A 269-nucleotide genomic window follows, 5' to 3' on the forward strand; every position below is an offset into this window, starting at 1 on the left:
TCAAGCCTGTCGGTGTTCGCATCATTGCCAGCGAGAACTGCATCCAGGGCAAAGACACTTGTTCCCGAACCGGTGTAGTCCCCCTCGATGGTGATCACATCATCCGCAGCCCCGTCCTGCACGCTTAAGACGACAGAGCCATTGTTGATCACATCACCTGCGATGGTGATCCCCCCTCCCCCGCCAGAGGCGCGGAACGCGGACCCGGTGTTGATGGACAACTGATCTATATCGAGCCGGGTAAGTTCATTCAGGCGCAGGTTTGTGTC

Annotated in this window: 1 protein-coding gene; it reads right to left on the minus strand. The window is 57.6% G+C overall.

The window, feature by feature from the left end; all coding sequences use genetic code 11:
* The coding region (locus Q1B13_RS26950; RefSeq protein ID WP_299085980.1) for a hypothetical protein at positions 1-269 on the minus strand (269 nt) is incomplete at both ends.

Origin of the sequence: uncultured Ruegeria sp. (assembly GCF_947489545.1) — a bacterium.
In the GTDB taxonomy this organism is placed as follows: Bacteria; Pseudomonadota; Alphaproteobacteria; order Rhodobacterales; family Rhodobacteraceae; genus Ruegeria.